The organism is Sphingomonas sp. BE138 (genome assembly GCF_031456125.1).
GTDB lineage: Bacteria > Pseudomonadota > Alphaproteobacteria > Sphingomonadales > Sphingomonadaceae > Sphingomonas.
In genome coordinates, this window is sequence record NZ_JAVDUC010000031.1 from 1 (window position 1) to 19,390 (window position 19,390).

Annotated in this window: 28 protein-coding genes; 3 read left to right on the plus strand and 25 right to left on the minus strand. The window is 67.3% G+C overall.

From position 1 onward, the window contains the following. Positions 1-184 precede the first annotated feature (184 nt). The 22 genes from J2Y58_RS19135 to J2Y58_RS19240 form a co-directional block, all read right to left on the minus strand. On the minus strand, positions 185-640 hold the full coding sequence (locus tag J2Y58_RS19135; protein ID WP_310106763.1) for a hypothetical protein: 456 nt from the start codon (positions 638-640) through the stop codon (positions 185-187). A gap of 313 nt (positions 641-953) precedes the next feature. Continuing rightward, complete coding sequence (locus J2Y58_RS19140) at positions 954-1,460, minus strand: DUF736 domain-containing protein (protein ID WP_310106766.1); 507 nt, start codon at positions 1,458-1,460, stop codon at positions 954-956. A 180-nt stretch (positions 1,461-1,640) separates the two neighbouring features. After that, positions 1,641-2,162 (minus strand): hypothetical protein, encoded by a 522-nt coding sequence (locus J2Y58_RS19145; RefSeq protein ID WP_310106768.1) that lies wholly within the window; start codon positions 2,160-2,162, stop codon positions 1,641-1,643. A 135-nt stretch (positions 2,163-2,297) separates the two neighbouring features. After that, positions 2,298-2,834: a hypothetical protein gene (locus J2Y58_RS19150; protein ID WP_310106771.1), complete on the minus strand. Its 537-nt coding sequence runs from the start codon at positions 2,832-2,834 to the stop codon at positions 2,298-2,300. 45 nt (positions 2,835-2,879) lie between these two features. Beyond that, on the minus strand, positions 2,880-3,158 hold the full coding sequence (locus J2Y58_RS19155) for a hypothetical protein (RefSeq protein WP_310106774.1): 279 nt from the start codon (positions 3,156-3,158) through the stop codon (positions 2,880-2,882). Between the two features lie 74 nt (positions 3,159-3,232). Further along, a complete protein-coding gene (locus tag J2Y58_RS19160) occupies positions 3,233-3,430 on the minus strand; it encodes a hypothetical protein (protein WP_310106777.1) in 198 nt (65 codons plus the stop codon). Next, positions 3,427-3,981 (minus strand): hypothetical protein, encoded by a 555-nt coding sequence (locus J2Y58_RS19165; protein ID WP_310106779.1) that lies wholly within the window; start codon positions 3,979-3,981, stop codon positions 3,427-3,429. The genes J2Y58_RS19160 and J2Y58_RS19165 overlap by 4 nt, the downstream gene beginning before the upstream one ends. Before the next feature lie 24 nt (positions 3,982-4,005). Continuing rightward, positions 4,006-5,166 (minus strand): hypothetical protein, encoded by a 1,161-nt coding sequence (locus J2Y58_RS19170; protein WP_310106783.1) that lies wholly within the window; start codon positions 5,164-5,166, stop codon positions 4,006-4,008. Between the two features lie 144 nt (positions 5,167-5,310). Continuing rightward, a complete protein-coding gene (locus J2Y58_RS19175) occupies positions 5,311-6,012 on the minus strand; it encodes a hypothetical protein (protein ID WP_310106786.1) in 702 nt (233 codons plus the stop codon). A 39-nt stretch (positions 6,013-6,051) separates the two neighbouring features. Next, positions 6,052-6,555, minus strand: a complete 504-nt coding sequence (locus tag J2Y58_RS19180; protein ID WP_310106788.1) for a hypothetical protein — start codon at positions 6,553-6,555, stop codon at positions 6,052-6,054. A 70-nt stretch (positions 6,556-6,625) separates the two neighbouring features. Continuing rightward, complete coding sequence (locus J2Y58_RS19185) at positions 6,626-6,943, minus strand: hypothetical protein (protein ID WP_310106791.1); 318 nt, start codon at positions 6,941-6,943, stop codon at positions 6,626-6,628. Next, positions 6,940-7,269, minus strand: coding sequence for a hypothetical protein (locus J2Y58_RS19190; protein WP_310106794.1), 330 nt, complete (start codon positions 7,267-7,269; stop codon positions 6,940-6,942). Before J2Y58_RS19190 ends, J2Y58_RS19185 begins: the two co-directional genes overlap by 4 nt. Positions 7,270-7,338: 69 nt before the next feature. Further along, entirely contained in the window at positions 7,339-7,602 is a 264-nt protein-coding gene (locus J2Y58_RS19195) for a hypothetical protein (RefSeq protein ID WP_310106797.1), read from the minus strand. After that, positions 7,589-8,362: a hypothetical protein gene (locus tag J2Y58_RS19200; protein WP_310106799.1), complete on the minus strand. Its 774-nt coding sequence runs from the start codon at positions 8,360-8,362 to the stop codon at positions 7,589-7,591. The genes J2Y58_RS19195 and J2Y58_RS19200 overlap by 14 nt, the downstream gene beginning before the upstream one ends. A gap of 75 nt (positions 8,363-8,437) precedes the next feature. Further along, a complete protein-coding gene (locus J2Y58_RS19205) occupies positions 8,438-9,448 on the minus strand; it encodes a hypothetical protein (protein WP_310106802.1) in 1,011 nt (336 codons plus the stop codon). 5 nt (positions 9,449-9,453) lie between these two features. Beyond that, a complete protein-coding gene (locus J2Y58_RS19210; RefSeq protein WP_310106804.1) occupies positions 9,454-9,813 on the minus strand; it encodes a DUF3768 domain-containing protein in 360 nt (119 codons plus the stop codon). Between the two features lie 41 nt (positions 9,814-9,854). After that, positions 9,855-10,820: a hypothetical protein gene (locus J2Y58_RS19215; protein WP_310106807.1), complete on the minus strand. Its 966-nt coding sequence runs from the start codon at positions 10,818-10,820 to the stop codon at positions 9,855-9,857. Beyond that, positions 10,817-11,011: a hypothetical protein gene (locus J2Y58_RS19220; protein ID WP_310106809.1), complete on the minus strand. Its 195-nt coding sequence runs from the start codon at positions 11,009-11,011 to the stop codon at positions 10,817-10,819. The genes J2Y58_RS19215 and J2Y58_RS19220 overlap by 4 nt, the downstream gene beginning before the upstream one ends. A gap of 1 nt (position 11,012) precedes the next feature. Continuing rightward, the gene (locus J2Y58_RS19225) at positions 11,013-12,701 is read right to left on the minus strand and encodes an ATP-binding protein (protein WP_310106811.1); all 1,689 of its coding nucleotides are present in this window, start codon (positions 12,699-12,701) and stop codon (positions 11,013-11,015) included. Between the two features lie 74 nt (positions 12,702-12,775). Further along, positions 12,776-13,990 carry a hypothetical protein gene (locus tag J2Y58_RS19230; protein ID WP_310106813.1) on the minus strand — a complete coding sequence of 405 codons (1,215 nt, stop codon included), beginning with the start codon at positions 13,988-13,990 and terminating at the stop codon, positions 12,776-12,778. 8 nt (positions 13,991-13,998) lie between these two features. Further along, complete coding sequence (locus J2Y58_RS19235) at positions 13,999-15,204, minus strand: helicase HerA domain-containing protein (RefSeq protein ID WP_310106816.1); 1,206 nt, start codon at positions 15,202-15,204, stop codon at positions 13,999-14,001. A 31-nt stretch (positions 15,205-15,235) separates the two neighbouring features. Next, positions 15,236-15,766, minus strand: coding sequence for a hypothetical protein (locus tag J2Y58_RS19240; RefSeq protein WP_310106819.1), 531 nt, complete (start codon positions 15,764-15,766; stop codon positions 15,236-15,238). A 74-nt stretch (positions 15,767-15,840) separates the two neighbouring features. Between J2Y58_RS19240 and J2Y58_RS19245 the strand changes: the two genes are divergently transcribed. Next, positions 15,841-16,176, plus strand: a complete 336-nt coding sequence (locus J2Y58_RS19245; protein WP_310106821.1) for a hypothetical protein — start codon at positions 15,841-15,843, stop codon at positions 16,174-16,176. 5 nt (positions 16,177-16,181) lie between these two features. Here the strand turns inward: J2Y58_RS19245 and J2Y58_RS19250 are convergent, their stop codons facing one another. Then, entirely contained in the window at positions 16,182-16,826 is a 645-nt protein-coding gene (locus tag J2Y58_RS19250; RefSeq protein ID WP_310106824.1) for a DUF7007 domain-containing protein, read from the minus strand. Between the two features lie 92 nt (positions 16,827-16,918). Here J2Y58_RS19250 and J2Y58_RS19255 point away from each other — a divergent pair, with 92 nt between their 5' ends. Beyond that, a complete protein-coding gene (locus J2Y58_RS19255) occupies positions 16,919-17,326 on the plus strand; it encodes a response regulator (protein WP_310106827.1) in 408 nt (135 codons plus the stop codon). 83 nt (positions 17,327-17,409) lie between these two features. On the opposite strand, the gene J2Y58_RS19260 is transcribed toward J2Y58_RS19255, so the two are convergent. Both J2Y58_RS19260 and J2Y58_RS19265 read right to left on the minus strand, forming a co-directional pair. Then, positions 17,410-17,598, minus strand: coding sequence for a hypothetical protein (locus J2Y58_RS19260; RefSeq protein WP_310106830.1), 189 nt, complete (start codon positions 17,596-17,598; stop codon positions 17,410-17,412). A 57-nt stretch (positions 17,599-17,655) separates the two neighbouring features. Next, positions 17,656-18,963 (minus strand): hypothetical protein, encoded by a 1,308-nt coding sequence (locus tag J2Y58_RS19265; RefSeq protein ID WP_310106833.1) that lies wholly within the window; start codon positions 18,961-18,963, stop codon positions 17,656-17,658. A 73-nt stretch (positions 18,964-19,036) separates the two neighbouring features. On the opposite strand from J2Y58_RS19265, the gene J2Y58_RS19270 reads away from it, so the two are divergent. After that, positions 19,037-19,309: a hypothetical protein gene (locus tag J2Y58_RS19270; protein WP_310106835.1), complete on the plus strand. Its 273-nt coding sequence runs from the start codon at positions 19,037-19,039 to the stop codon at positions 19,307-19,309. Positions 19,310-19,390 lie beyond the last annotated feature (81 nt).

Consider the following 19,390-nt stretch of genomic DNA (forward strand, 5'->3'; position numbering starts at 1 on the left):
AAGGTGGCTCCGTGAGGCCCGCCAGGGCCGCATGAGAGCCCGGTCCCGCCCACAAGGCGGGACGCCCCACCCTGCCCTCCTGTGGCGGTTCTAGAGGTCCTCAATGTCGCAGTTATGGCGTTTAACGTCGTAAGAGAGGTGCGGTGGCCGGCAAAGCCGACCACCGCACCTCCTTGCCCTTCTTTCAGCCGGCATCGCCGGCAATGATCCTGAGTGCAGGCGGCTCGTAGGTCCCAGCCTCGAAGTGTTCCCTGATCGCTTCCATCGATGTCATCGTAGAGAGTTCCGCCGCAGTGAGGACCACGTTTCCATCGTCATCGGCGGTGAAGCTACGGCGGGGGCCTTCACCCGGCCAGATGACGATCTCGGCAGGAAAAGCGCCGGGTGCCGCGCCAGCCCATCGCAAGAAGGGAAGGTCGTTTTCGCAGCAGAAATCCTCGATGTCGTGGATTTCACCGTTGGCTACTTCATGTGCGAAGAGCTTCAGGGGTTGTTCTTCCGCCAAGTCGGAGTGATCGAGCGGCTCGCCTCCCCACTCGGCGGTGAGTCCTTCTTTGTGAGCGATGCGGATCAGGTTGTCGAGAAGGTCGGCGGACAGTTCTCCGCCGATCGTGATGGAAACGGAGACGCGATCGGTCATATCCGACCCCCTTGGGAAATGCGTGATGCTGGTCCCGGGGTTGCTCTGCGCACCGTCCGTCCAGCTATCCGTCATCACCCACTCCCCTTCCAGTTATGGTCGGTCAGGTTCACTAAAGGTTCATCTTTTATCCAACTGAATCGAGTTGCGAACGGATTGCAACATGTCTTTTCGTCCATTTCGGAGACTGATGCCCGTCAGGCATGAAAAAGGGGCGATGCCGTAGCGGCACCGCCCCAGTGTGACGAACCGGGGGAGGCAGTTCCCGATCGTCCGCCGGCGTCGCGAGGGAGTGGCACGACGCCGGAACCAGTCAGACGGTTTCGGCGACGCGCTGGCGGCGACCGCGACGCGGCGATGCGTCCTCGACGGGTGAGGTGGTCTCGCCGAGCCCGTCGCCGTCCGGGTTGTCGCCCGAGGGGGTATCGCCGCCATCGGCGCCGAACGGCGGGGCGGGATCCTCGTCGCCCTTGGGGGCAAAGGCGCTGGTGAGGTCGCGACGCTTCTGCGCGCGCTGCCAGACGATGTTGTACGAGTCGTCGTCCTGCCGGAAGGCCGAGATCTGCAGCGGTGCGCTGAGCGAGGGATCGTCGATGCGGCCGTTCAGGAACGCCTCGCCGGTGTTGTTGGAGGTGAGCTCGAAGAGCGCGCCGACCTGCACCCACGTCCGGCCCGGCGTGAGCGCGTGGATCTCGTAGCGCGGTGCGCGCGGGTTCTGCGAGGCGACCGGCTTCAACGCGATCGTCATCGCGACCGCGAGGGTCGAGATGCGGCCCATGAAGATGCCAGCCTCGTTCTGCTTGATCGAACCGATGTTCATGTCGTCGTCTCCTGTGATCGTCGTTCTGGACCCCTTGTCCTCGACACCTTCTTCAAACCCTCTCTCCTCCCCGGCCCCTGGCCGGGCAGGGCGCGGTCACGCGCCCCTCACCGGCTGCGTCTTTCGACGCGGACGGTGGATGTGCAGGACGCGGGGCGTTCAGGGTGCCGTGGGGGCGTGTCAGGCCACCCCGATCGGGGCGAGCGCGGTGCCGATATCGGCATGAGCGGCAGCGAGCGCGCCGATCGCGCGGCTGACCACGTCGGTCGCCTCGTCATCGGGCGTGATGCACCAGCACTTGCCGGCATGACGGATGTCGATCAGCCGGTCGGTGCGGTTGTCAATGCCGAAGGTGAAGCCGGCCGGACCGTCTCCCTGGACGGTAACGTCGGTCGATTTCGCCAGAACCGTGACGCGCGGCGGGACGGCCGGCGTCAGCATGACGGTGCCGGGTGAGGGCGCGAGTTCGGCTTCGGTGGCGGGCGTCGCCGGCTTCGGCAGTACCGGCATTACGGGAAGCGGCCCGCCGTTGCGATATTCCTGCGCCATGTCCATCGCCATGGCGGTCGCCATGAAGATGGCGGTGCGCGCGAGATCGAGGGCGATCTCCTCACGGTGGATGTCGCCGAGCGAGGGGAACAGGTGGCACAGCTTGGTGTCGAGCGCGAAGGCGACCGGCTCGATGTTGGGATCGATGCACATGGGACAGGCCTTTCTTCGGATCAGACCCGAACCCCATGTCCGGATCGCCGACAGGCCGATCCCCCTTCCCTTCCGGCGAAGCCGGCTCCGGCAGTGCTGGCGCTGCCGGGATGACCGAAGGGGCTCGTGTCGGGTTCAGCCGGCGGGGTGAGCGGGCGGTTCGACCGGGGGGTGCAGCGCAAGGTGACGACGGGCGGTCGCGAGCTTGCGCTGGGCAGACGCGAGGAAGAGGCCGTGTGCGCTCTCGGCGTCGACCAGCGAGGCGCGCATCGCGAGACGCTTCTCTCGGTGCCCGATCGCATCGACGGTGACCATGATATCGTCGAGCGTCAGCGCGACGACGGTCTGGCTGGGACCCAGCGGCACGTTGCGAAGCGCGAAGGGCATAAAATGCGGAGCGACCGGCAGATGGTGCGCGAGCGCGAGTTCGACGGCGTGGCGAAGCTGCTCGCGATCGTGAACAAGCTCGCGCAGCAGCGCCGAGGCCGGCATGGCCGGGATCGCGCGCAGCGCACCGGCGCTCATCGTGACGGTGATGGGATCGATCGAGGCGAGGCCGATGATTCCTTCGCCGAGAACGGCGATGACATCGCCTTCCTCGATGCAGGGGCTGGTATCGAGGCACGCGTCATACGCCGCCTCGCTGGTGTCGAAATAATGGACGCGGTGCATGACCGATCCTTTCGTTGGGGAGGAGTGGTGCCCGATCGCCGCGGCCTAGCGGGCGGGTTCGGCGGGGAAGCGCGCGGGCGGCAGGCCGGAGAAGGTGAAGGCGCGAAAGCGCCCCCCGACATAGGCGGGCGATGTGATCGGGGTGCGGTGCTGCTGGAGACGGTCGAGCAGCCGGTTGGCGCGGCGCTGCGCCAGGATCGCGGTGCGGTCATCGAAATGGAGGGCGAGGACGCGCACGAACGTGCCGGTGTCGCGATACCAGCCTCCGTTCTCGGGACCGCCGTATTCGACGTCCATTTCATAGAAGGCGAGGATGCTGCGCATGGAGGGACTCCCGGTCGGGTGTGCCGGCGGGTCATTTCCCGACCGGTCCACGTCCCCGCTCCCCCTTCCCTCGATCAGGCGTCGTGAGCGCGCTGGCGGCGCAGCGCGCGCGCGAGCGCCCGCTTGCGGGCGATGGCACCGGCGCGTGTCGGATACGGTGCCGACAGGCGACCGGGTCGCGCGGTGCCGTTATCGAACACGACCCATCCGACCGACGTATGCGCGACGTGCATCCCGTCGCCGCGCGAGCAGCGCACGGGCGAAGCGGTCATGACGGTCGCTGCCAGGGATTGCGGCGCGCCGCCTCGGCCTGGAGGAGGTCGACCAGATGGTCGCGGTGGGATCGTATCTCGCTGTCGGGCGCGGTGATGACGCTCGCGGCTCGGGTCAGCAGCGCAGCCAGATCACGATCTTTCATGACGCGTGACGCCGTCTCGGAGCGTGGCGGCTCCTCGCCGACACGCGACATCAGGACGACGACGATCGAGGGCTTCTCGTCTTCCCCGAGCGGTCGGCTGTCAGTGATGTGACGGCCGCCCCTGGTGATCGCGAAGGCGTTGAAGGTGGGTGATACCCCGTTATTGCTGTTGGCGATCACGGTGCCGCGATCGTGGAACTGGACGTCGACGAACCGTGCCGGCCCGTCCCAGGTCTGACCCATGAACGAGAAGGTGATACGCCGCCCCTCACTGGTCTTCGCCGTGATGGTGAAGGGCCCGTCCGGAAGGTCGATCGGCTTGTGCGGCACGTCGTTGAAGCCGGCGAAGCCGATCGAGACGGCGTCGGCCATGGTCATGACGGGCAGATCGGTGATGTCGGCCATAGGTGGTTCTCCTGGGAAGAAGGGTCAGGCGGCGAGCAGCGGAGCGGTCGCCATCAGCGGTGTCGCGGCGGCGAAGGCGCGCAGCGCCGCGGCCATGGCGGGGCGCAGCTTCGCCTTGCTTGACACGGGCGTCTCGGGTGAGAGGCGGGTGCCGTCGGGCGCGGCGAAGCCGTGCGCCAGGGCATCGCCGATCGTGATCCGGATCAGATGCCCCTTGCCGGACGAAGCGCCGACATGGCGGGCGGTGAACTCACCGAGGCTCGCGTGGAGGAACGGGATCGCCTTGCCCCAGCGGATATGCCCCTGCGCCAGGGTCTGACCCTCGGCGAGGCCGCGATCGAGCCAGGTGCGAAGATGGCCACGCTGCTGGAGCCGGCTGTTGCGTGTACGCTCCATCGTGCGGGCGAGCGGCAGGACGTTGGCGATGCTGTCGAGAAGGTCGAGGTCGCGGCCCTGGAGCGCGACAAGCACATCGTCGTACTCACGGTTTTGCAGCAAGGCGGAAAGCTGGGCCTGCGCGTGCGCAGTGTCGGCCGGGATGGTATTGTGTTGCTCGCGGACCGCGCGTGCTGCGTCGGCGAACCCGGCCGGCGTCAGGATGACGATCGTCGCCGCCTCGGCGCCGCAGCGGGCCTGTGTCAGGGCAAGGAAGTCCCAGGCGGGGTCGGTATCCACGGCCTCGGCAGGCAGGATCAGCAGGCGGCGTGACCACCGCGCGGGGCGCGGATGGTCCGAGGGCTTCGGCCAGCTGCTCGGCAGCGGTCGACCGGTGACGGTGATGACGGTCGGCGGGGGCAGATTGTCGGACCGCATGTCGGCGGTGAAAGCGCGGCGTGCGGCGTCGAACAGGTCGGTGCGGTCCCCGCCCCCGTCGGTGAAGCCCCGATCGTACGCGGCGTGCCGTTCGGCGAGCGGCGTGGTCGAGGGGATGCCGTCCGGGTAATGATGCGGCCACCCGACATGAGCCGCGTACCATCCGTCGGCGTAGCGGTTGGCGAGGTCCCAGCCATAGCCGTGAGCCTCGCGACCGCGCAGGATCGCGATGTCGCGGTCGTCGCCGCGGCCGTGGCGCACCGCGTCATCGGTGAAGGCGAAGTTGGTCGCCTCCCGCTCGGCCGCGGCTGCGCGCGCGATGGCGTCGTTGACGGGACGCATGGCGGCGATGCGGGCGCGGCCTCGCGCCATGCGGGCCTCAAGCGGTGCGTCATGGGGAAGGTCGGGAAAGTCGCGCCAGGCGGCCGCGATCGCAGCCGCATGTTCGGGAGACCGGCCGCGTGCGAGCCAGCACGCAGGCGAAGCCGGGTCGAAATGTTCGGCGTCCATGGCGGGTCAGCCGTGGAGCGGCGCGGGCAGCGCCATCCATTCGGGTTCGTCGGCCGCGATGACCGGGTCCATCGCCGCGGCGTCGGTCTCCGAGAAGACAGTGGCCGACGACAATGCACCGAAGCCGGTGTCGTTGTTCCAGAAGGCGATGTCTCCCTCGCTGTCGCGGGTGGCGAGAACGAAGCCGTTCCGGTCTTCGCCGCCTGTCCTGACATGATCGAGCGCGCGGTCGAGCATCATGCTCGTACTGTGGAAGATCGGGCCATCGCCGGTGATGACGACCCATCCGCCCCCGAACTCGCCGACGCGCAAGCGGTCGCAATCCTGCGACCATGCAAAGCCGAAGGGCAGGACCGACTTGCAGACCGTGAAGATCAGGTTGGCGACCTGTTCGACACCGAACTGGTCGCCTGAGAAGATCGCGCGGCTAAAGCCGGGTTCGTCGGCGGGATCGATCTCGATGCGGGCGTCGAAATAGGGAAAATGCCAGTCGTCGAAGAGCGCGAGGAAGTTCTCGAACCGGCAGGCCCCCTTGGGTGGGAACGCCGCATGGAAGGCGGTGCCGAGTGCGTCGTAGGCGAGCGCGAGGTCCGCATCGTCGCCGTTGGTATCGAGGATGTCGACCGCCTTGACCGCGGCGCGCAGCACGTCGGCTTCGGCCGCGGTGACCGTCAGGCTGAACGCGGCCTTGGTATAGGTGTTTGCCATGGGATATCTCCAAAATGGAGGGATCGTGGTTCTGCCCTGTCAGGCGGAGGCCTTGAGGCGCTCCGCGGCGATCGCGGCCTCGGCCGGGAAGGCGGCCGCGAGGTTGCCGTGGAGGATCGCGAAGTCGTCGATGGGAAACCGCCCGTCCGGCCCGGGGCGTGTCGTCGTCAGGGCACCGATGATGATCTCGGACGGATCGTGCCGGGCAACGGTCGGGCACTGCCCGTTGTAGATGACCGGCGCGGTGAAGCCCGCCTCGATCCAGGTGGCGAGGCCTTCCTCGACCTGCTCGGCGTAGGCCGCCACGGCCTCGTCGAGCTCGTTCTCGATGTGCAGCACGAGCGTGACATAGCGGCCGAAGTCATGCCGGTTGGACAGGCCGGCGAGGCGGCAGCCGCGTGGCGGCGTACCGTAGCGGGCGATCAGCGCGCATTTATAGGCCTCGATCTCGAGGCGGTTCAGCGTGTCGAAGTCGGGCGTCTGGCCGAGCTGGGCGCAGTCTTCCTCGGCGGGGCCTGCACCGAGATCGAGGAAATAGGGCATTGGGGTTCTCCGTCGATCCTTGCCGGATCGTCGGTCCCCATCCCTCTCCCCTCCTTTGTGCCCGGGCCGGTCAGCTGTCCGGGAAGAGGCGGCGCTTCATCGCGGCCTGGTGCTCGCCGTCGGATTGGCCGAGCGTCTTCAACCGGTCGGTTTCCAGCGTCATTGCAAGATCGTCAGGAAGGTGCGACCAGGGGCGGGCGATCTCGATCGCTTTGGCGGCGATGGTGATCTCGCGAAGGTCTGTCCCCTTCCAGATGAACGCGCTGTCTTCCCCCTTGCGCGTCGGGTGTGGCCGAAACACCTGGACGAAGAATGTCTGCAACGGGCGGTCCCATCCGATCGCGACCTCGGTCGCGCCGGTGTGCCCGGGAAAGACGTGACGGCTCATGCCGCGATGCTCGCGCGGGCGGGGGCGAAGGTCAACGCGGACGCGATCCCGGCGACGCGGTTCGGGCGAACATACGGATCGAACCGGATCATGTGGGTGAGTTCGTGCGTGCCGCGCGTCGCAAGTTCCTCGAGCCAGTCGACGTAGGAGGCGGCGTCGGCGAGTTCCTCGTCCAGGAGGTCGTCGAGCATGCTCGCCTCGAACGCGGTCGTGTCGGTCAGCGCCGACCAGTCCAGGCAGTCGAGGAAGCGGTCACGCCGGAGGACGAAGCGCTCGATGCGGGCGAGATCGGCGCGCGCGACGGCAATCGCATGATGGATAAGCATGGCTCGTGTCCCTTCATCTGACACGGCCTAGGTTCCTCCCTTCCCTTCATCCCGTCCTTGGGACTGGGGTCAGTCGGCCGGGATGATGCCTGCGATCCCAGGCAGCTCGTCGAACCAGACCGGGTCCATGTTTTCGCCGTACCAGGGCAGGCCGACGTCCTTCTGGACGTCGAGGGGCGTCAAGCCGATGATGGCTTCGCGGGGCACGAAAAGCACGATGGCCGCCTTGTCGGGCGGGACACTGGTCATGCCCGCGGCTGACAGGCCTGCGCTGCCGATGACCGCCTGTTCGAGAAGGGTCGAGGCGGGATTGGGGACCTTACGCTCGGGCATCGTGATCGACTCCGTCAACTGCAGTCATGGTCGCGCGCAGCACATCACTACGCCGCGGATATGGCAATCGCGGGAGGGTGGCGGCGTGTTTGCGCGCTCGCGGCGTGAGCTCGAAGCAATAGGTGAAGAGACCGGCTTGCCGGGCGGGTATCAGGATCCGGTCATGCCGGCAGCGGGCGAGCCAGTCGCGGGGGTGCTCGGATCGATCGGGGCGAGGCACGCCGAGCCGGACCAGCTGGTCGATCGCACCGGCATGGCCGGTTTCAAGATTGCGGATCTTGGACAAGGTCCGGTCCGAGATCGTCTCGCCGGCGATGCGCAGCACCGTCCGCGGCCTCGTCGTGCCGCGATAGGCGCCCGAGAGGGCGGCATAGACGCACCCGCAATGGCCGAATTGCGGGTCGGAGAAGCTGACCACGGCCTCGATCGACGGCCGAGCCGCGCGCAACAGCCGAAAGGCGCGAGCGGCGAAGAAGCTCTCGCCGTTGGCCGCGACAGTCGGGAGGCAGAGGAGGCGTTGAAGAACGCAGCCGTGGGCGGGGTCGGTGAAGCCGGTATGACGCGTAATGACCGCGCCGGTCGCGGGTACGCCGAATACGATGATGCCGTCGAGCGAGGCTGTGCCGCCAGCACCGGGACCGAACAGCCCGACGGCGATCTGCGCGGCAGGATAGCGTGGCAGGTAATGATGGTCGGCGATGAAGGCACGGGCAGTAGGGTGGTCGAGAAGATCGACCGAATAGCGGTTGGGATCGATCACGGTGTCGTTTGTGACGAAGCGGCTGCGTCGGTCGCGCCAGCGCTGGGAACGATCGGTGTTCATCGGCGAACCTCGTCAAGCGGCGTGGGCGTGGTAGATGTCCGCGGCGCATGCCTCGATCCAACCGGCGGTTATCTCATCATGGTCGAGCGCGCCGGTCTCGATCAGGTCGCGAAGTTCGGCGCGAGCGGCTGCGATGGCCTGTTCCCAGGGATCGTCGCTCGGCGGTGAAGGCGGTGCGCACGTTTCGACACACGTCAGGGTTCGCGGTGCCGCAGCCGCACGGCCGCACTGGCGATGATACCAACGCTCCATGTGGCGGGCGACCAGTTGGTCGGTTTTGGCAACACGGCGTCGACGGGCATCCTGTCGGGCAGCGATGCCGAACGCCTGACTGTCGATCGAGGTGATCCAGCGCGAATAAGGCGCAAGGTAGGGGAGCGCGTCGCCCTTCACTCCGAAGCAATGCGCGCTTGCGGCTGGCGGCATGATCCGGGAGATACGTTCCGCAACGGCGACCAGTCCATCGGGGCCGGAAATCGCGCGGCGACACATGCTGCCGATACCGACGACGGTGCCGGGGAGGATCATGCTCGCTACGGCGTCGAGGCACCGTTCGTAGTCGTCGGGCGTCCGTCCCTGCAGCACGGGCATCAGCCGGTCTCGGATTCCCAAGTCGTCCGCGCGTACGAAACATTCCCGGTTGGTTGCGACCGTACGCGCTATGCGGTCGAGCACCTCCTCGCGATCGCGTGCGATTTCGGCCTCGCAGCAATAATCGGCCGCGGCGAAGCGGCGAAATGGCCATGACGCCGCAAGTGCCATGTAGTCGGCGATGGACCATGGGAAACCGTGATACTTCGCCATCAGGGTGTAGCCGGCGCTGTCGAGGTCGAGGCTGGCGAGGCCGTGGGCATTGGCGAGTCCGCCCGTGCGCCACCCGGCCCATTCCCGCCAGCCATCGGCCTTGCGCCAGCGTGACAGGCAGTTGGCGGAGATCAGCACGGGCGCTTTCAGGCGCCGTGCGGTTGCGAGCAGTGCGCCGGCGGCAAGGTGCGGAAGCCCGAGGACGATCTCGATCGCCATGGCTGCTACAGATCCTCGCGCAGCATGAGCGTGAGCACGCGGGTGGTGACGCTTGCATCGGCGGGGTCCTCTGACCCCCATTCCAGCGTCGTGTCGTAATAGTCGATCGTGAAATGCACCTCGACCCCCTGAACGGTGAAGCGGCCACGGCTGCGTTCGGCATCGCGTGGATCGAAGTCGCACTGGCGCAGTCCGCGCAGGAGCTGCGCGTGGGCAAGAACCCGCGAGCCGGTCGTGTCGTCCGACAACGACGCCAGGCAGGTGCTGGTGACGACGATGCGGGCGGTGCGGTCGAGCCCTTGGCGGCAGCGATCGTTGAGGCGGCCGATGGTGCTGTCGCGAGCGACGACTTCGGTCTCGATCATGGTCGATACTCCGGATTGATGTGGATCAGTAGCTCGCTCGTTCAGGCGGCGAGCGCGGGTCCGCTGCCGCGGCCTCGTTCGCCGAAGGCCAGGTGGAAGCGGTCGAGCCAGTCGGTCATGGTCGGTCGCTCCCCCAGCGGGATCGCGGCCGCGACATCCTGGAAGCGGATCAGGTCGGTCGGCGCGTCGCGCACGATGCGGTTGATCTCGGTCGAAGGCAGAAGCCGCTCGGTACGGATGAAGGCCGTCATCGAGCCCGGCCGGGCTCGGGTCGACCGGCGCCAGAGTCCCTCGACCGTGTGAAGGCGCGGGGCGGCGCGCGCCTCGACCAGGACGATCAGCCGGAGACACCAGGCCGGCAGGTCGCGGATCTCCGACGGCTGGTTGGCGATGCACAGCCAGCAGGCCGACTTTTTCGGCACCGGAAGTCCCTCGGCCTCGATCCGGGCGACGCAGTCGGGCCGGTCCCAGCGCCAGTCTCGCAAGGGGTATTCGCAGGCGTAGAGCGGATCGTCGATCGACAGCGCGTGGTTCGCGCGCGCGGTGTCGCGCGGCCCTGCGTCATAGCCGATCAGGCGGGTGACGCGCTGGCCCCTGCCCCACGCGTCGACTGCGGGCTGCCACGTTCGGAGGAAGGCGTCCTGTGGCGCTTTCTTGTATTTGAGGCTGCACGAAGAACCGCCGAGCGATTTGCTCGGCAGGGTCGCGTTCGTCAGGCACATCTCCAGGATGCCGTAATAGGGCGGCCAATGTTTGAACCGCTTGGGCGTGTACGAGACGATCTCGTGGTGGATGCCCCGGTCGCGCATCCACGGCCCGATCACGTCGAGATAGGCGTAGGTCTCCGGTTTCTCGTTGCGGGTATCGGCGGTGAGCACGAGGTCGGGCGTTTGCCCGCGTGCGTGCAGTTCGATCAGGAGGGCGGTGCTGTCGACGCCGATGCCGTAGGCGAGCACGACCGGCGGGGGCGGGACGATGACCGGCGATGCGGGCGGGAGCGCAATCATCGCCGGTCGTCCGGTTCGGCATAGCTGTCGTACGGCGCGCCGGTCGCCTCGATCCAGCCGCCTTCCCGGTCGAGCAGCGCGATCCGGGCGAGCAGCGCGGCGCGCAACATCTCCGGATCGACGTCGCCGCCATCGGGCTCGTTCGAGACGACGGTGAAGGCGAGCGCATAGAGATGGTTGTGGCGGGCCATGTCACGCGGCCTCGGGCGCGGGAGCCGGAACCTCGCGCGGCGCGATCATCACCTCGAGCCGGTCACGGTTCGCGATCACGGTCACGGTCCGGTCGGCGGGGATCAGGAAATAATGTCCGCCGAGATGCTCGCGTATGCGGTTCTCCAGCGCGGCATCGTCGCCTTCGAGCAGGCTGATGACCCGCTCTGCGGCCTCGGACTGGAAACGCTCCTGCTGGGTGTCGTAGCTGTCGGCATCGCTGTCGTCGCTCGCGTAGAAGATGGCGCTTTCCAGCAGGTCGGTGACGGTGCCCGAGCCGACCCCGCTGTTACGCCGCACGAAGATGCTGGTCCCGTCGACCGAGTTGCAGGAGAACTGGTCGGGCGCGAAGGCCACATCGGCCTCGCACGCCACGTCGACGTACGCGCCGGCATGGGCGATCGTGGCGAGCAGTTCGATCTCGTCTACCCAGCCATCGGTGACCTCGGTCGGGGCTTCACGGCTGTCCGACACGATGAAGACGCGGCCTGCCTGCTGGATGCGGAAACGGAGGTCCTCGACACGCGCCAGCACGTCGTACCAGGCATAGCCCCTGAACGCGTCCTGTGCCTCAACCAGCGGTCCGCCGAACGGATTGCGTTTGGCAATCGCGGCCTCGGCGGGGATCGCGACCAGGGCCTCGAAGTCGGGCACCAGCACCATCGACGGATCACCGATGCGCGTGCCGCTCTCGTAGTTGCGGCTATAGTCGGCGGCCGGAGCGTGCCACCCGAACAGATAGGGCTCCGCCTGCGGCAGCGTGACCCCGAGAGCCGCGGCCTCGGTCCAGTCGTGATGCGACAGCCGGTGCGAGCCTTTCGCCTCGATCGCGCGGTAGATCGCGGTCTTCACCGCGGAGCGCAGGTCGGCAACGGCGTCGTTCTCGACCACCTCCTTGCGGGCGGGGAGCACTAGATGGATCTGCGGGGCATCGAAGATGTCGACGCGCGCGATCCAGTGACCGCCGCGATCGACCTCCTGCACATGCGGCAGGTCGCACGGCAGCGTCACGCCGTGGAAGTTCAGGCGGTGGTCGCGCGAGGAGTAGTGCGACGGGTGCCTGTGGAAGATGCCGATGCGGGTGCCGTTCCACGTCTCGACATGATCGGCGTCCTTGAGCCAGTCCTCGGAAGGCAGCGGCTCGCCGTCGAGTGTCACGGGCACCGGATAATGTTTCGCGGCGCGCTCGATGTCGGCCGCGAGGTTCTTGAGCCACTGTTGCGGCACACGGACGGTGATCGACGTGCCGCGATCGATCGGGTCGGTCGAGATCGCGATCGGACGGCTGGTCTCCCAGGCCGACGCGGGGATGTGCGCGAGCCAGCCCTGCCGGTCGACTTTTGACCAGGACCGGATGATGACGTCCTGCCCGGCAAGGCTGAACACCCCCATGCCGGCGGGATCTTCGGCCCGGCGGGTCTCGTCCGACCAGCCCGATCGGCCGAGCGTCACGATCGAGGCGGGATCGACGATGCCATGACCGTCGTCGGTGATGGTGAGATAGCTGGCATCGGCGGTCGTCACGAGGGTGACGGCGACGGCGAGCGCTCCTGCGCGACGTGCATTCTGGAAGAGTTCGCAGATCACGTCGAACGCGGTGTTGTTGAACAGCCGGGTGACCTTGGCGATGGTCTCGGGAGCGACGGCGGTCGCGATGGTGGCGGGGATCATGGAAGCTTCCTCGTGACTGGCGTGCCTTTCACGCCCGTCCGCCTCCACCCCCTCTCCTTCGGACCTGGATCGTGTCAGTCGCCATCAGCCGTTCGCAGCGCGAGGATGTCCGTAAGCGTCGGCATCCGGCCTGCGCGGGGGCGCCGCTCGAACGCGTATCCCAGCTTGCCCGCATATTTGTGGACGGCCGGGTATTTCCGACCGAGCGCCGCAGCGAGGTCGGGCAACGCGATGCCGTTCGCGTGCGCCAGTATGAGGGCGCGACGTTCGTCGTCGGTCCAGGCTCGGTGGTAGCCATGAACGAGCCCCAGCAGGTTCGCGCGGGTGAACAGCGATGCCTTGGTGCGGCCCATGCGGGCGGCCAGCTCATCCATCGGCACCTTGCCGTAATGCTCGCGCAGCGTGGCGATGTCGGCGTCGGTCCAGACTGGTCCCCCCCGAAAGCCGTCGCGATTGGCATGGGTGCCGCGCAGCGCGAGGTGTTCCACCCGCCAGTTGATCGAGGAGCTGGTGCGTCCAAGCCGCTCGATCAGCGGTGTCCGGCTCGTGCCCTCCCGGTAGACGCGGGTCAGCAGTGCGTCCTCCTCGGGCGTCCATGGTCGTCCCCACCCCCGGCCATAGCCGAGCTTGCGCAGGCGCGGTGCGAAGCCTGCCTTGGTCCGGCGGGGAAAGCCTTCGGCGACGAGCATCTCGATGACGGCGAGGTAGCGGTGCCCCTCGCTCGCCAGCGTCAGCGCGCGCCTCGCCTCGGCCTCGCTCCAGTCGGCCGGCTTGTTGGGGTGACGCAGGCCAAGCGTGTTGGCGCGGGTCGCGGTCCCGGACAGCGTTCTCCCGATCAGCGTCGCGATCTGTGCGATCGGGATGGCGCGCTCGTATCCGGCGCGAAGCTGGGCATCTTCCCAATCGCTCCATTTTGGAGGGTTTCCCTCGGTGAGGTCGAGCAGGCCCGCACGGGCATAGACCGCGCAGCAGGATCGCCCGAGATCGCCGGCAAGGTCGGCGGTCGGCCGCGTGCCGTATTCGCGCGAGATCCAGGCGTCCTCGTCGGCTGACCAGGGGCGCTGCGAGTGCCGGCGCAGTCCCAGTGTCGCGATCTTGTCGCGCACGCCGGCATGACCCCGGCCGATCGCGGCGACGATTTCGTCGAGGGCCATGTCGGCGCGGAACATCGTCTCCAGCGTGGCGATCTCGTGCGGCGTCCAGGCATCGTGCCGGAACGGCATCTCCTGCAATCGACCGCGCCGATCCGGCCGGGACGGGCAGGCGACGAGCTCGACGATATCGGGCACTAGGTCGGTCATAACGTCACCACGGCGACGTCGCTCAGCCGCGCGCGCAGGCGGGCATGCAGTCGTGCGATCCGGTCCCCGCCCTTCGGCATCGTGTCGACCGCGGCGATCGCGGAGAGAAGGTTGAGCGCCCTGTCGGTCCGCTCGGTGTCGATTGACAGGTGGCGCGCAAGGTCGGCGGACGTGCTGGCGTTGGGCGAGATACGCTTCAATGCGTCCATGATCGCGGCCGCGTCGGTCGCTGCCGGATCGAGGAGGAACGCATCGAGCGCGCGGGTGCCTTTGAGCGCGATGGCGGGGCCATGATCGGCGACCTCGGCAAGACCTGCCAGGTCGAGCAGCCTCGCGGCCTCCCCGGCCTCGACCGATGCGGCTGAACGCAGGTCGGGGGTCTTGCCGACATGGTCGGTGATGGTGGGATCGACATGGGCGAGGACAGGTGTGGGCGAGAGCGCGGGTCCCATGGCGAAGAAGTCGCCAGGGGCCAGCGCACGCAGGCGGTCGGCTTCGCGGTTCGAGAAGCCGAGCAGGTCGGCAGCGCGGGAGATGTCGCGGTCGAATACGTTCAGTCCGACGAGGAAGTTCTGGAGCTCGGAGACGACGGACGTCGACAGCTTGGCGAGGCGCTGGGTGGCGATCACGGGGGCAAGCCCGCGTTTGCGGCCTCGGGCGCACAGGTCGGTGAGCGTCGCGACCCCGAGCCGGCGTGCTTCGGCATCGCGTGCCGAGCCGGCGACATGCGGCGCCAGGAGGTGACCCTCGTCGATGCAGACAAGGACGGTATGCGCCCAATCCTCGCGCGGCGCTCCGACCAGCCCGGCGAAGAAGGCAGCAGCCTTGATGATCCGCTGATCGGGGTCGAGGTCGGTCAGGTCGATGTGGATCGACAGCCGGTGATGACGGCTGCGCGCGGCAGCGGCGGTCAGGCCTTCGGCGGAGAGGTCGACGGCGCGAAGGGTGGTCGCGCCGATATGGCGGGCAAGGTTGTCGAACTCGCCCTCGGGATCGACGATCGCGATGGTGGTATAGTCGAACGCCTCCTCGATGATCCGGCGCAGGGTGCGGCTCTTGCCGGCGCCCGAGCTGCCCTGGATCAGCAGCCGTCCGGCAAGCAGGCGATCGAGGTCGAGGCTGAGCGCGCCCGTCGAGTGGCGGCCGAGCGGTACGCGATTGTCCGCGGCATCGGGCAGGCGGATCGGAGTGACGCAGGTCATGTCTATGATCCTTTGCGTGGAAAGGGGAGCGTCAGGCGGCGTCGCCGGCGGGTACGGCGTCGATCGGGCGTGTGGGCACCGGCTGGCCGGCATCGACCCAGCGTTCCATGTCGTCGCCCTCGCGAAGGCAGGTCTGGCAGGTGGTGGAATCGTAGGTTGATGAAAGCGACCAGTCCTGTGCCTCGCGGTCCCACACCGCGGCGGCATCCTTCACCAGGTCGTCGCTGCCGCAGATGTCGCAGACGGGTTTGCGGTCCGGCGAGCCGCGCGTGCGAAGCGCATCCGCGGTGCAGACGCTCCAGTCGCCATAGACCTTGCCGGCGTAAGGCAGGCAGTCTCCGTCGAGCTGGATGGCGAGTTCGCCGTAGCCGTCGTGGAAATGGATTTCCGTATGGGGGAAGAAGTTTTCCAGCACCTCGCGGCTGCCCCGGATTTTCACCTCGGTCCCGTAGGTCGTATGAACATAGGTCAGCGGTCCGATCGTCGGCCCTTCACTGCCCCAGCTGTCCATGTCCTGGGTTGCCGTGGTACGGCCGTGAAATAGGTGCAGATAAACGCTCATGGCGTGACCTTTCGATTTGAGGAATAGTGCCCGTGGGCCGATGACTGTTCGGCCGGCGGGATCGGGGGGACACGATGACGGTACCCATGCCGGGGACGACGACCGGAGGCGCCACGGCGCAGCCGGCAACGGTGGCGAGCCTTGTTCCGGTGGAGCGGCAGACGCCGATCAACGACGAGTTGGCGGCGCTGCGCGATCTCGTGATCGGAATCTGCCCGCGTGATGCGACGGTCGCGTTCGTCTTCACCGACCGGCTGCGGCTTACGATCGACGTGCGTACGGCAGAGGAGATCGCTGCGCTGGAGACGCTGCTGCCGGGGATGGCAGGCGGCGTGCTGTGCCGGCTCACGCGCGGGGCGACGCCGGGTCATTCGTTTCGGCGCCGGCTGACCGCCGATGTCGAACGCTGAGCCTGTCAGGTCAGCGCGGCGACCTGCTTGGTGATCGGGGCATTGCTCTCGACGCGCATCGCGCCGAGGCTGTCGAAGGTCTCGGGGCTGCGGCGCCGGGCGTAGCGTTCGTCGTCGACAAGGCCGTGGATCGGCTCGCCGGTGTGGCGCGCGAAGCCGAGCGCGTCGACGCCCGTCACCATGCGGAAGGTGACGCCGACCTTGCCGTCCGGCACCCAGTCCGCCCACGATCCCGAAGCGGCGACGCTCTCATACTGGCCGATGATCGCCTGATAGGCGGCGCGCCGGCGGACCACATGACTGTCATGGATGGAAACCTCTTCGCCGGTCAGTGCGGTCCAGCGATCGGGATGCCAGCAGCGTACCGAGCGGCGCGCGTTCTCGACCTGCAGCGTGATGCCAGGAACCGGCAAACGGCGGAACTCCGATGCGAAGCCGAAGAGGACGAGGCACCAGTCGACGTCCTCCTCGTAGATGCCGTCGTCGCGGCGCAGTGCGGCGGGCATCGCGGCTTGGCGCTCGTCGGACAGGAGGTAGCCGCCATGGCTCGGCGTCGAGACGCGCCAGATGCCGGGCAACACCTGCTCGGTGCGGTCGGGCGCGCCCCAGATCGTCTCGACGGGCTGCGGGCTGGGCTGGAAGCAGGTCATCTGTCGTCTCCCCAAGATGGATCGACGCACCCCCTCCCCCTTTTCTTCCATGCCGGTGGGGACGATCCGGGTCTTTGGAATGTTAGTGGCAGATGGACTGTTCGACAAAACCCTTTGCACTTGTGGTCGACGATGATCCGATCATCCTCATGGATGTCAGCGCCATTCTCGAAGATGCGGGTTTTCGCTGCCATGAGGCGGATGACGGCGACGCCGCACTGCGATTGCTTGCCGGTCAGGCGGATGGCGTGACGTTGCTGTTCTCGGATGTCGAGATGCCGGGGAGTATCGATGGTTTCGCGCTCGCGCGTCATGTCGCGAAGGAGTGGCCCTGGATCGAGATCGTGATCGCCAGCGGGCGGATCGTGCCGGAGCCGGGTAACATGCCGGACAAGGCGACCTTCATCTCGAAACCGTTCTCGGCCGCGGTGGTGCGCGAACATTTGCGCGAGACGCTGCCGGAGGGAAAGCAGCCTGAACCGCTCAGGGTGGGCAGGTAGCAGATCGTAGCGAAGCGGGCTTGAGCCGAGCCTGTTGAACCGGCGACCTTTCGGGTCGCCGGTTTATTCGAAAGGACCGTCGATTAGGCGGGTTTCGCGCCGGCAGTGCCGCATTTGGCGAACTTGCCCCTGGCGTCCTTGCAGCGGGCGGGCTTGGCGGGCTTCTCGGGGCATTTGACGAAGCGACCCTTGGCATCCTTGCACGGCGCGGCCAGTGCCGGAACGCCGGAGATGAGGGTAAGGGCGGCAGCGGCCGCGACGATCCTGCGCATATCGATGATTCTCCTGCCTGTGGGTCGGGGAACCCCATGTAGCTTCGCTGGCCGGGGTCAGTCGATGTGAAGTTGATCGAGGATAGCCACTTCCAGAGCATCGCCTTCGAGATCCTCTTCGTGGATGGTGACGACGGGCGCGAGTTGCCGGAGCGTCTCGACCTGGCGCAGCTTGAGGCCGAGCGCATCGGCGTCGTCGCCGGTGACGATCTGAAGCGAGGCTTCCATGACTTCGCCGGTGGTGAAGTCACGCAGGTCGAGGACGAGGTCCGGCCGTACCTCGCCGGCGCTCGTCACGATGTCGAACAGGAGCCGCTTGAACCCGATGCCGATGCCGCGCCGGCGCAGGCGGTACTGCAGATCGAGCAGCCCCGTGATCGTGTCGCGCTCGGCGCGGTTATGGACCGCGATGAAGTTGGCGGGACGCGCGACCGGCTGGGCATAGGCGCGAAGCGCCGCATAGCCCTCGCGCGGGTTATGCTCGCCGACGACGGCAAGCACCAGGTAGGGTGGCCCGAGCTTGCGCTGATGGACGCCGATGTGGCGGATGCGGTTCCTGACGACGAGCTCGCGGCCGCCTGCGAGCGTCACCGTCGTTCCCGATATGTCGAGGGCATAGAGCAGCAGGAACGCCTGCGGGGCGTGACCCGTCGGCCAGCGCTTCGCGGCCTCGCGCAGCCGTGCAAAGACGATGCCCCGGTCGTAGGGGTCGATATGGGTGTAAAGATGCCGCGCCAGCCTGATGCCGGGTGCGATCTCGATCCGCTCGGCCGCGGCGCGCATCGCCGCGAACTCGTTCGCCATCGAGGAGGTGCGCGGCTCGCCGACCTCCAGCGGCTCGACGACGTTGACGCGGGCCTGCTCCATCAAGAGCCAGAGGAGACGGGCGAGGCGCGGAATGGCGACGCCGCGGGTGCGGTCATCGGGCTCGTCGTCGTCGGGCAGTTGCGCCAGCTTTTCCGGCGCGAGGCGGTGCGCGGAGAACAGTCCGTCGGGTTCGTTGATCGTGCGCGGGGTCGCGGTCGCCTTCTCGCGAATGCGGGGCGGCGCCTGTTCGCGGAAGAACGGGCAGTCGAGGTCGTGTTCGGGGCGGCGCTGGCGGATGCTGGTCAGGCGGCGCAGGTAATAGGTCTCGGCCTCCGAGAGGTAGGCAGGTGAAAGCAGCGGTGGGTCGACCCCCTCCCCCAGGCAGTCGCAGGCGATCCACTGGTGATGGTCGCGCGCCTTGACCACCATGATGACCGAGGCGCGGTGATCGCTGTCCTCACCTTCCCCGGTATACCAGCGCACCAGCGCGTCGCGGACAACACCCGGAACGGGCGAGCGCGACGCAAGTCCCCGGGTGTCGCGCGGAACCAGCCACATGGTGCGATACTACAGCAAGTCCTTGCATGGTCCAAGATGTTCACGGTACGTTCGAGACATCGGAGGATTTGCCATGAAACTTCAGGATTTCACCGGACCGATCGACCTTGACCTGACCTTGCGTGAGGCATCGCTCAACCCGGATGTGCGCGACACCCGCCGCGCGATCGCCGCGGCCTCGATCGGGGTCGAGCCGGAGGACGCTTATTATTCGGTGCGCGAGCTGCGCGAGGCGTGCGAGTGGATCCATGAGAGTGAGCCGGGCGGCAAGCGCAAGCTGACCCAGATTCTCGGCAATGCGTGCGACGATTATCAGCGCTGCATCTACTACAACGGTGCATTCTAGATCGAAGTGCGAAAACCTAGCTTAAGTGAGGGTTCCACCCGGCGGAGGGTTGCGCATGGGCAGCTACACGCATCTGGATCT